A 12,169-nucleotide genomic window follows, 5' to 3' on the forward strand; every position below is an offset into this window, starting at 1 on the left:
GATCCTGGGTGTCGTCGCCGCGGTGTGCGCGATCGCCTACCCGTTCCTGCCCGTCGTCCAGGACACGGCGCAGATCACCTGGCCGAACGGCGGCAACACCGAACAGGTCAACGCGCCGCTGGCCGGTTACTGGGCACAGGAGCTCGACGCCGAGATCCCGTGCGAGACCGCACGGTCGATCGACCAGCGCAACACCGGTGAGACGACGCTGCTCTCGACCGTGCCGCCCGACCGGCTGGAGCACGGTGCCGGGCTGCAGCTGCGGGTCAACGACAACACCCTCATCGCCACGAGCCGCGGCGAGCAGGTCGCGCGCCAGCAGCTGCCGGGCGGCGACTGCGCCGTCACCGTCAACTCGACGGCGGAGCAGACGACGCTGGCCGTCGCGGGCACTCCGGTGTACTCCGAGGACGGCGACGTGCGCCCGCGCGTCGTCGGCATCTACTCGTCCGTCGACTCCGCCCAGGACCCCACCGAGGGCCTGAGCGTGCAGATCACGCCGGACACGCGCTACCAGTCCGAGGCGACGGTGCTCAAGCTCGTCGTCGGCGGTATCGGCATCGCTTCGCTCGTGACATGCCTGTTCTTCGTCAACCGGCTCGACCGCGGGTTCGCCAGACGCGCGCCCCGCTGGGCACCGGTCGGCTGGTGGCACCTGACCGGACGCGACGCGGTCGTGATCGGCGTGCTCGGTGTGTGGGTGTTCATCGGCCCGGTGACCGCCGACGACGGCTACATCCTGTCGATGGCGCGGGTCGCCGAGGACGCCGGCTATCTCACGAACTACCACCGATGGTTCGGTGTCGCGGAGGCGCCGTTCGGCTGGTTCTACCACGTCTACGAGCTGATGGCGCAGGTAAGCACCGTCGCTCCGTGGATAAGACTGCCCTCGTTCCTGCTGGGCGTGCTGTGTTGGTTGCTGATCAGCCGTGAGGTCATGCCGCGGCTCGGCAAGGCCGTGCGCTCGAGCCGCGCCGCAGGCTGGGCCGCGGCGATGGTCTTCCTCGTGTGGTGGATGACCTACAACACGGGCACCCGCCCCGAGCCGGTCGCGGCGCTCGGTTCGCTGCTGGCCATCTGCGCCGTCGAACGAGCGCTGGTCACCCGACGACTGCTACCGGTGTGTCTGGGTCTGCTCGCGGCCGCGTTCACGCTCGCCGCCACCCCGACCGGCCTGATCGCGGTCGCCCCGTTCCTCGTCGCCGCGAAGCCGCTGTTCCAGCTGGTGCGCCAGCGCGCCCGCGACAACGGCTGGCTGCCGCTGCTCGGACCGATCGCCGGCTCGGGCCTGCTGGTGCTGTTCGTCGTGTTCGCCGACCAGACCTTCGCCACGGTGATGGAAGGCACACGCCTGCGCACCGCGGTCGGCCCGAGCCTGTCGTGGTTCCAGGAGCTCAACCGCTACCAGCTGCTGTTCGCCGACTCGGCCGACGGCAGCGCCACGCGCCGATTCCCGGTGCTGCTGCTGTTGCTGTGCACGGCGGCCTGCCTGGCGGTGCTGCTGCGCAAGAGCCGCATCAAGGGCGCCGCGCTCGGCCCGAGCAGGCGCCTGATCGGCACGACCGCCGTGTTCTTCCTGCTGATGGCGCTGACGCCGACCAAGTTCACGCACCACTTCGGCGCGTTCGCCGCGGTCGGCGGCGCGATGGCGGCGTTGACGGCACTGGCGGTGAGCGCCTCGGTCCTGCAATCGAGGCGCAACCAGGCGATATTCGTATCCGGGTTGCTCGCCGTGGGAGCCTGGCGTTGACCGGGCCGAACGCCTATTGGTTCATCTCCAGACTCGGCGTGCCCTGGTGGAACATGGCACCGGAGCTGTTCGGCATCCAGTTCTCGACCGTCCTGCTCGCCGGTGCGGCGGCGTTCGCCCTGTACGCGTTCGTCGAGAACATCCGGGCCAGGGCGCCCGAGGAGTCGATGATCTCCCAGCACCGCAAGCTGTTCCGCGGTTCGCTGGCGTTCGTGGTGATCAGCGGTCTGTTCGTGGCGGCCGAGGTCGGCTCGATGGCCAAGGCGATCCACTCCCAACGAGACACCTACTCGTTCGGCAAGGCCAACGTCGAGCACGTGACCGGGTCGAGCTGCGGTCTGGGCGACTACGTGATGGTCGAGACCGATCCGGTGTCGAGCATGCTCACCCGCCTGCCCCCTCCCGAGCAGCGCACGGCGCCGCCGCAGGAGGAGGCCCAGGACCAACCGCAGAACGAGCAGAACCAGGACGGTCCGGCCCTGCCCAGTCCCGAGGAGGACAACGGCCCGACGCAGACCGGCTTCCACAACCGGCCGATCGGCGACGGCGACGCTCTCGCCGACCCGCCGCACGGCTTCACCGCCGAGTCGGTGCCCATGTGGAGCAGCTACAACGAGGTCGCCAACCCGACCGGCGATCTGCGCACCGAGTGGTTCGGACTCGGCGAACGCGAGGAGGGCGACCAGATCGTGCTGTCGGCCTACTCGCCGAGCGGCCGGGCCACGCACATCGACGTCGAGTTCGGCAGGCCGACCCCGCAGGGCTTCGAGGTCACCGGCACCGAGCGGGTGCTCAACCCGGGCAGCGGGTCCGGCGAGTGGACCGACGTTCGGGTGAACCTCGACGACGCGCCGGGCGACGCCACGGCCGTGCGGGTCGTGGCCGGCGACGACGACATCACCGAGGACGGCTGGGTCGCGGTGACCGGTCCGCGGATCCCGACGTTCACGACCCTGACCGACCGGGTCGGCGACGCGCCGGTCTACATCGACTGGCCCGCCTCGTTCGTCTACCCGTGCCTGAACCCGATGAAGATCCGCAACGGCATCTACGAGATGCCCGAGTACCGGATCGTCTCCGAACCGCTGGCCAACGAGTCCAACATCGCCAGCAGCCAGGGCGGCGGGCCGATCGGCAACATCGAGGAGGTCGGCGACGAACCCGAGGTGCCCAGCTTCGTGAAGGGCAACCCGAGCCAGGCGTGGGGTTCGCTGTACGAGGTCCGGCCGTACCAGCAGGGCACGGAACCGGCCGTGGAGACCGGCCAGGAGACGCTGTGGGGCTGGGAGGAACTCAGCCCGGGCCCGCAGCAGCCCGACGGGTCGTCGACCAGCAAGTAGGCCGTGAACATGAGTGCGGGGCACCGGAGATCCGGTGCCCCGCACTCGTTTGTGTGCCTCTGTTCGGTGCTCTGTATTCGTGCCTGCTCGCTCGGGTCAGTCGTAGCTGCGCGGGGTCCAGACGAGCGCGGTGCCGTCGGACTGCGTGCGCACGCGCGTGCGCGAGGAGCCGACGATGAGCACGCAGCGCATGTCGACCTCGGCCGGGTCGAGCTCGCCCAGGCTCGTCACGCGCACCGACTCCTCGGGTCCCCCGACGTCGCGGGCGAGCACCACGGGCGTCTCGGCGGCGCGGTGGCGCAGCAGGACCTCGCGTGCGGTCGCCAGCTGCGTCGAGCGGCTCTTCGACGCCGGGTTGTACAGCGCGACGACCAGATCGGCCGTGCCGATGGCCTCGAGCCTGCGCTCGATGACGTCCCACGGCTTGAGCCGGTCCGACAGCGAGACCATGGCGAAGTCGTGGCCCAGCGGGGCTCCCACGCGGGACGCGGCGGCCTGCGCGGCCGACACCCCCGGCACGACGCGCACCGAGACGTCGGCGAACTCCGGGTCCTCGGCCTGCTCCAGCACTGCCGAGGCCATCGCGAACACGCCCGGGTCGCCCGAGGACACGACGGCCACACGCTCGCCGTCGGCGGCCAGCCGCAGCGCCTCGCGCGCCCGGTCGGCCTCCACCCGGTTGCCCGACGCGTGCCGCTGCTGGCCCGCGCGCTGCGGCACCTTCGCGACGTACGGGCCGTAGCCGACGACGTGGTCGACCTCGCGCAACGCCTCGTCGGCCTCCGGCGTCAGCCACTCCGGACCGGCGGGGCCGAGGCCGACGACCACCACGTCGCCCCGCGCCGACGTCGCGGCCGCGCGGGGTTCGGCGGCGCCGGACGTGCGCGCCGCGTACGCCGGGCTGGGCACAACGGCCAGGGAGAAGTAGGGCACGGTCTCCGGGTCGACGTCGGCCAGCGGTTCGACGCGCTGGGCCTGCCAGCTCGCCCGCTCGACGTAGAACGCCTCGTCCAACCGGCCCGACTCGGTCAGCGCCTCGTGCACCGCGCCGAACGTGCGCCCGAGCTTGAGCACCGCGGCGGCCTCGGTGTCGGCCAGCCTGCGCGCCAGCTCCGGCGCGGGCAGCGTGCCCGGCAGCAGCGTCAGCACCTCGTCGCGCTGCACGAGCGGACGGCCCAACTCGGCCGAGGCCCCGCTGACCGACGTCACGCCGGGCACCACGTGCGCCTCGTAGCGGTCGGCGAGGCGTTCGTGCATGTACATGTAGGAGCCGTAGAAGAACGGATCGCCCTCGCACAGCAGCACCACGTCGCGGCCCTCGTCGAGGTGCTCGGCCAGCCGCTTCGCCGCGAGCTCGTAGAACTCGGCGATCGCACCCTCGTAACCGCCGGGATGGTTCGTGGTCTCCGTCGTCACCGGGTACATGAGGCGCTCCTCGAGCTGGCCCTCACGCAGGTACGGCTCGGCCACCGAACGCGCGATGCTGCGCCCGTGGCGGGCGCAGTGGTAGGCGATGACGTCCGCGTCGCCGATCAGCCGCGCGGCCTTGACCGTCACGAGCTCCGGATCGCCCGGCCCGAGACCGACGCCGTACAGGACACCGGCCGACGTCACAGGATCTCCTCCTTGGTCGCCAGCGCGTTGACCGCGGCCACGGCCATCGCGCTGCCGCCGCGGCGTCCGCGCAGCGCCAGGTACGGCGTGGGGGCGCGCGTGATGAGCAGGTCCTTGGACTCGACGGCACCGACGAACCCGACGGGCATCCCGATGATCGCCGCCGGCTTGCCGACCCCCTCGTTGATCAGCTCGATCAGGCGGAACAGCGCGGTCGGCGCGTTGCCGATCGCGACGACGACCCGGGAAGGCGGTCGCGCCACAACTCGAGCGCGGCGGCCGAGCGCGTGTTGTTCAGCTGTTCGGCCAGGCGCGGGACCCGCTCGTCGGTCAACGTGCAGATGACCTCGTTGTCCGCGGGAAGCCTGCTGCGGGTGATACCGCTGGCGATCATGGTCGCGTCGCACAGGATCGGCGCGCCGCCCTCGAGCGCCCCGCGCGCCGCGTCGACGATGTCGAGGCTGTAGGCAAGGTCGTCGACGAGATCGGTCATCCCGCAGGTGTGGATCATCCGCACCGCCACTGTCGCGATGTCGTCCGGCAGCACGGCGAGATCGGCCTCCTCCCGAATCATGGCGAACGAGTGACGGTAGATCTCCGCGCCGTCGCGGATGTAATCGATCACTGCAGTCCTTCCCGTGTGTGTGCCTGTGCGGACAGGGCCTCGGCGACCCGGTCGAGCCCGACGAACGTACCCCCGACGTGGTAACCGCCCTCCGCGGCGACCACGTCGATGTGAGATCCGCCCGGTCGTCCACACCGCCGCGAGCAGCCCGCGAAGTGCGCGGCGAGACCCGGTCCCGCCGTCGTGCCGGCCTCGCCGGTCCCGGTGCCGGGCTCGCTGCCGAGCACCGCCGCGGCGTCGGCGCGCACGTCGGCGTGCGATTTCGCGCAGTGCGGGGCGCCGATGCAGGCGCTCACCCCGACGAGCGGGTCGGCGGGGTCCACGACGAGGTCGGCATGGCCCCCGACCTCGCAGTATCGATCCGTCGCCGGCTCCGTGGACGTGTCGTGCACCACCACGGTCCGCCACGGGGTGACGGTGATCGCGTACCCGGCCCGGCCGATCGCGCCCAGGGTGCCGGCGGTCAGCTCCCCGAACCGCGGGGCGGCCACCACGGCCGCCACGGCCCCGGTCGCGTCCTCCACCGGCCCCACCCGGGGCGGCGGCGCCGACGTCCACTCCCCCGGTTCGACGGTGTCTCCGGTCCCGGTGCCGCCTGCCTCGGTACGCATGGCCTCGGTGCGCATGGCCTCGACAACCGGTGCCGGGTCGATCTCGCGCAGGCGCCACGCGGCGCCGCGGACCAGGTCGAACGCGCGCGCACCGGCGACGAGCGCTGCGACGGCCCGGTCCGGCGGCACGCGCAGGCCCGTGTCGACGCCGGCGGCGAGGATCGCCCCGGTGTCGGAGGTCACGGCACGCCAGCACAGGTCGGCCTCCGGTGCCGTGCTGCCTGCGGCGACATCGCCGCGGCCGTCGTCGAGGGCGAACAGGAACCGTCCGGGCAGGTCGGTCAGATCGGACGCGCCGCACAGGGCGGCGTCGAGACGGCCGACGAGGTCCCGGACGTCGCGCACTCCCCCGGCGATTCCGGACAACGGCGAGGCGAGGACGTTGCGGATCCGCTCGTGGGCGGGCGAGGGCAGCAGGCCCGCGGCGGCCAGCCTGGTGACGAGGGCGTCGACGTCCCGCACCGCGCGCAGCTGCAGGTTGGCGCGGGAGGTGAGGTGGATCCGGCCGTCGGCGAGGCCCTCGGCGCACGCGGCGAGGGCGACGGCCTGCTCGGGCCGCAGCGCGCCGCCGGGCAGTCGGATGCGCGCCAGGGCTCCGTCGGCGGCCTCGTGGGTGGCCAGCACGCCGGGACACACGTCGCGCGGAGGCGCTGCGGTGGCTCGGCGGGGGACGTGGACATGCCCACACCTTAGGCAGCCGCAGCGGCCGCCCTGCCCCCGAACGAGCGAACCCGGTGGCGCGAACGGTCCGTTCGCGCCACCGCCCCCAGGTCAACGACGTGGAGCGCAGTACGTCACCTTGACGCCGTGATCGCCACCCCGGGAGAGTGAGCCGCGAGGAGGAAATTCTGTGATCTTGCTTCTGTCCACGTCGGACACCGACCTGTTGAGTGCGCGCTCGTGTGGCGCCGATTACCGCCTTGCCAACCCCGCCCGGCTCGAACTGTCCGAGCTGTCGGGGCTGCTCGACGGCGCATCGATCGTCGTCGTGCGCATCCTCGGCACGGAGCGCACCTGGCCCGAGGGGCTTCGCACCGTGCGGGAGAGTGGTGCCCATGTGGTGGTCCTCGGTGGCGAGCAGTCGCCGGACGCCGAGCTCATGGCGCTGTCGACCGTGCCGGTGGGCATCGCGACCGAGGCGCACACCTACCTCGCGCACGGCGGGCCCGAGAATCTGGCTCAACTGCACCGTTTCCTCTCCGACACGCTGCTGCTGACCGGCGACGGCTTCGAACCGCCAGCCGAGCAACCCTCGTGGGGCCTGCTGCCCAGGCAGGAGAGCGCCGGTGACGGTCCGCTCGTCGCGATCCTCTACTACCGGGCACACCACCTGTCCGGGAACACCGCGTTCGTGCACACCCTCGCCGACCAGGTCGAGGCGGCGGGCGGGCGCGCGATGCCGATCTACTGCGCATCGCTGCGCTCCCGCGAGCCGGAGATGATGGCCGAGCTCGAGAAGGCCGACGCGATGTTGGTCACCGTGCTCGCCGCGGGCGGCACCCGGCCGTCCGAGGTCGGCGCGGGCGGCGACGACGAGGCGTGGGACGTGGCCGAGCTGGCCGCCCTGGACATCCCGACGTTGCAGGCCATGTGCCTGACGAGCGACCGCGACACGTGGCTCGACAACGACGAGGGCCTCTCGCCGATGGACGCGGGCAACCAGATGGCGGTGCCCGAGTTCGACGGCAGGCTCATCACCGTGCCGTTCTCGTTCAAGGAACTCGACGAGGACGGACTGCCCCACTATGTCCCCGACCCGGAACGCGCGTCGCGCGTGGCGGGGATCGCGCTCGCCCACGCGCGCCTGCGGCACACCGCGCCCGCGGACCGCAGGGTCGCGCTGATGCTCTCGGCCTACCCGACGAAGCACTCGCGCGTCGGCAACGCGGTGGGTCTCGACACCCCGGCGTCCGCGGTCGAACTGCTGCGGCGGTTGCGCGCGCAGGGCTACGACCTGGGCCCGGACGCCTTCCCCGGCGTCGACCCGACCGGCACGGACCAGCCCGACGGCGACGCGCTCATCCACGCACTGATCGAGGCGGGCGGCCAGGACCCGGAGTGGCTGAGCGACGAGACTCTCGCCGGCAACCCGATCCGCGTGCCGGCCGAGCGCTACCGCGAGTGGTTCGCCGAGCTGCCGGAGGAACTCCGGGAGGCGATGATCGAGCACTGGGGGCAGCCGCCCGGTGAGCTCTACGTCGACGGCGGGAAGAACGGCGACATCGTGCTGGCCTCGCTGCAGGCCGGCAACGTCGTGCTGATGATCCAGCCGCCGCGCGGGTTCGGCGAGAACCCGGTGGCGATCTACCACAATCCGGACCTGCCGCCGAGCCACCACTACCTGGCGACCTACCGCTGGCTGGAGGAGGAGTTCGGCGCCCACGCCGTGGTCCACCTCGGCAAGCACGGTTCGCTGGAGTGGCTGCCCGGCAAGACCGCCGGCCTGTCCGCCGCGTGCGCACCCGACGCGGTGCTGGGCAACCTGCCGATGATCTACCCGTTCCTCATCAACGACCCCGGTGAGGGCGCACAGGCCAAGCGCAGGGCGCACGCCACGATCGTCGACCACCTCGTGCCGCCCATGGCGCGGGCCGAGAGCTACGGCGACATCGCCAAGCTCGAACAGCTCCTCGACGAGCACGCCAACATCTCGGCGATGGACCCGGCCAAGCTGCCCGCGATCCGCCAGCAGATCTGGACGCTGATGCAGGCCGCCAAGCTCGACCACGACCTCGGCCTCGAGGAACGGCCGCACGAGTCCGAGTTCGACGACATGCTGCTGCACGTCGACGGCTGGCTGTGCGAGGTGAAGGACGCACAGATCCGCGACGGTCTGCACATCCTCGGCGCGGCACCGACCGGTGAGGCGCGGGTCAACCTCGTGCTGTCGATGTTGCGGGCCAACCAGATGTGGGGCGGCACCCAGGCCGCAGTGCCCGGGCTGCGCACCGCCCTCGGTCTCACCGACCAGGCCCCGAAGTCCGATGTGGACACCATCGAGACGACGGCCCACGGTCTCGTCGCGGCGATGGAGGACCACGACTGGGCGCCGACCGCGGTCGAGGCGGTGTGCGCGGACGTGCCCGCCGACCGGCGCGAGGCCGTCGCGTCGGTGCTGCGCTTCGCGGCCGAGGAGGTCGTTCCCCGACTCGCCGGCACCAGCGGCGAGATGGACGCCGTGCTGCACGCGCTCGAGGGCGGCTACATCCCGGCCGGTCCGAGCGGTTCGCCGCTGCGCGGTCTGGTCAACGTGCTGCCGACCGGACGGAACTTCTACACCGTCGACCCGAAGGCGATCCCGAGCCAACTGGCCTGGGAGACCGGCCAGTCGCTGGCCGAATCGCTGCTGAGCCGCTACCGCAGCGACCACGCCGGCGCCGAGTCCGGAGGCGAGTCCGAGGGCGAGTGGCCGCGGTCGGTCGGGCTGTCGGTGTGGGGCACGTCGGCGATGCGCACGTCGGGTGACGACGCCGCCGAGGTGCTCGCGCTGCTCGGCGTCCGCCCGGTGTGGGACGAGCCTCGCGGCGCGTCACGGGGATCGAGCCGATCCCCCTGGACGAACTGGGCAGGCCGCGGATCGACGTGACCGTACGGATCAGCGGGTTCTTCCGCGACGCCTTCCCGCACGTGGTGAACCTGATCGACGACGCGGTGCGCCTCGTGGCCTCGCTCGACGAACCGGAGTCGCAGAACTTCGTGCGCGCGCACGCGCAGGCGGATCTGGCCGACCACGGCGACGAACGTCGTGCCACGACCCGGATCTTCGGCTCGAAGCCCGGCGCGTACGGCGCCGGGATCCTGCCGCTGATCGACACGGGCAACTGGCGCGACGACTCCGACCTCGCCGAGGTGTACGCGGTGTGGGGCGGGTACGCCTACGGCCGCGGGCTCGACGGGGCCGAGGCGCGCACGGACATGGAGTCGTCCTACCGGCGGATCTCGATCGCGGCGAAGAACACCGACACCCGCGAGCACGACATCGCCGACTCGGACGACTACTTCCAGTACCACGGCGGCATGATCGCCGCGGTCCGGGCGCTGACGGGCAGCGCACCGCGTTCGTACATCGGCGACAGCACCAGTCCCGACTCGGTGCGCACCCGGTCGCTGTCCGAGGAGACCGCTCGCGTGTTCCGGGCACGCGTGGTCAACCCCCGGTGGCTGGCCGCAATGCGCAGGCACGGCTACAAGGGCGCGTTCGAACAGGCCGCCACGGTGGACTACCTGTTCGGCTACGACGCGACCGCGGGCGTCGTCGACGACTGGATGTACGAGAAGCTCACCGAGTCGTACGTGCTGGACAAGGAGAACCAGGACTTCCTGGCCCAGGCCAACCCGTGGGCACTGCGCGGAATCATCGAACGGCTCAACGAGGCCGCCGAGCGCGGCCTGTGGGCCGAGCCGGACCAGGAGCTGATGACCGCGATGCAGGAGGTCTACCTGCGGATCGAGGGTGATCTCGAGGACCGCTGACGCCATCGCCCGTGGGTGCATGACGGGCCGTCCCCGTCATGCACCCACGGCGCTCGTCGCGAACCGCTGAGGCGGCCTCACGAGCACACGGCTCCCTTCGCCGCTGTTCCGACGGTCTTCGCGTACTTGGCGAGCACGCCCTTCCTGCGGGGCACCGGCGGCATCTCCCAGCCCTCGGCCCTGCGCGCGAGTTCCTCCGCGCTCACGCCGACGTCGAGCGTGCGCCGCTCCATGTCGAGCGTGATCGGGTCGCCGTCGCGGACGAACGCGATGGGCCCGCCGTGCGCGGCCTCGGGCGCCACGTGTCCGATGCACAGGCCGGTGGTGCCGCCGGAGAACCGGCCGTCGGTGAGCAGCAGCACGTCCTTGCCGAGCCCGGCGCCCTTGATCGCACCGGTCACCGCGAGCATCTCCCGCATCCCCGGACCACCCCGCGGCCCCTCGTTGCGGATGACCACGACGTCGCCGGGCTGCAGCGAACCGAGCGCGTCCATGGCGGCCTGCTCGCCGTCGAACACCCGGGCAGTGCCCTCGAACCGGGCCGAGTCGAAGCCCGCGCTCTTCACCACGGCGCCCTCGGGCGCGAGGCTGCCGTGCAGGATCGTCAGCCCGCCCGTCGGGTGGATGGGCTCGCTGAGCCTGCGGATGACGTCGCCGTCCAGCTCGGGCGGCTCCAGCTCGGCGAGGTTCTCGGAAAGGGTCTTCCCGGTGACGGTCAGGCAGTCGCCGTGCAGCAGGCCCGCGTCGAGCAGCGCCTTCATCACGACGGGCACGCCGCCCACCCGGTCGACGGCGGTCATCACGTGCTGCCCGAACGGCTTGACGTCGGCCAGGTGCGGCACCCGGTCGCCGACGCGCGAGAAGTCGTCGAGCGTGAGTTCCACCTCGGCCTCGGCCGCGATGGCCAGCAGGTGCAGCACCGCATTCGTCGAACCGCCGAGCGCCATGACGACCGCGATCGCGTTCTCGAACGCCTCGCGGGTGAGGATGTCGCGGGCGCTGATGCCCTTCTCCAGCAGTCCGACGACGGCCTCGCCGCTCGCCCTGGCGAACCGGTCGCGCCGCCGGTCCACCGACGGCGGGCTCGCCGAGCCCGGCAGCGACATGCCCAGCGCCTCGGCGGCACACGCCATCGTGTTCGCCGTGTACATGCCGCCGCACGCACCCTCGCCGGGGCAGATGGCGCGTTCGACCTTGTCGACCTCCTCGCGGGTGATCAGCCCCCGCGCGCAGGCCCCGACCGCCTCGAAGGCGTCGACGATCGTCACCTCGCGGCCGTCGACACTGCCGGGCAGGGTCGAGCCCGCGTACAGGAACACCGACGCCACGTCGAGGCGGGCGGCCGCCATGAGCATGCCGGGCAGGCTCTTGTCGCACCCGGCGAGCAGCACGGCACCGTCGAGGCGTTCGGCCTCCATCACCGTCTCCACCGAGTCGGCGATCACCTCCCGCGACACGAGCGAGAAGTGCATGCCTCGTGCCCCATCGAGATCCCGTCCGACACCGAGATGGTGCCGAACTCCATCGGGAACCCGCCCCCGCCGTGCACCCCGTGCTTGCTCGCCTCGGCCAGCCGGTCGAGGGACAGGTTGCAGGGGGTGATCTCGTTCCACGACGAGGCGATCCCGATCTGCGGCTTCGTGAAGTCCTCGTCGTCCATCCCGACCGCTCGCAGCATCCCGCGAGCCGCCGCACGTTCCATCCCGTCGGTCACCTCGCGACTGCGAGGTTTTACGTCGTGTTCGGCCATGGAGGA

2 protein-coding genes and 4 pseudogenes are annotated in these 12,169 nt (G+C 71.8%); 2 read left to right on the plus strand and 4 right to left on the minus strand.

The window, feature by feature from the left end; translation table 11 throughout:
* Positions 1-22: 22 nt before the first annotated feature.
* Positions 23-3,090: pseudogene (locus BJF85_RS13170) on the plus strand (arabinosyltransferase domain-containing protein).
* A 96-nt stretch (positions 3,091-3,186) separates the two neighbouring features.
* Here BJF85_RS13170 and BJF85_RS13175 read toward each other — a convergent pair.
* The 3 genes and pseudogenes from BJF85_RS13175 to BJF85_RS13185 form a co-directional block, all read right to left on the minus strand.
* Positions 3,187-4,704: a precorrin-2 C(20)-methyltransferase gene (locus BJF85_RS13175; protein WP_075847775.1), complete on the minus strand. Its 1,518-nt coding sequence runs from the start codon at positions 4,702-4,704 to the stop codon at positions 3,187-3,189.
* Positions 4,701-5,329, minus strand: a pseudogene (locus BJF85_RS13180) (precorrin-8X methylmutase). Before BJF85_RS13180 ends, BJF85_RS13175 begins: the two are co-directional and overlap by 4 nt.
* The gene (locus BJF85_RS13185; protein WP_083666343.1) at positions 5,326-6,564 is read right to left on the minus strand and encodes a hypothetical protein; all 1,239 of its coding nucleotides are present in this window, start codon (positions 6,562-6,564) and stop codon (positions 5,326-5,328) included. The pseudogene BJF85_RS13180 and the gene BJF85_RS13185 overlap by 4 nt, the downstream one beginning before the upstream one ends.
* Before the next feature lie 226 nt (positions 6,565-6,790).
* Between BJF85_RS13185 and cobN the strand changes: the two are divergent.
* Positions 6,791-10,413, plus strand: a pseudogene (gene cobN / locus BJF85_RS13190) (cobaltochelatase subunit CobN).
* Between the two features lie 77 nt (positions 10,414-10,490).
* On the opposite strand, the pseudogene ilvD reads toward cobN, so the two are convergent.
* Positions 10,491-12,163: pseudogene (ilvD, locus tag BJF85_RS13195) on the minus strand (dihydroxy-acid dehydratase).
* Positions 12,164-12,169: the final 6 nt, after the last annotated feature.

Source organism: Saccharomonospora sp. CUA-673, assembly GCF_001942305.1.
In the GTDB taxonomy this organism is placed as follows: Bacteria; Actinomycetota; Actinomycetes; order Mycobacteriales; family Pseudonocardiaceae; genus Prauserella.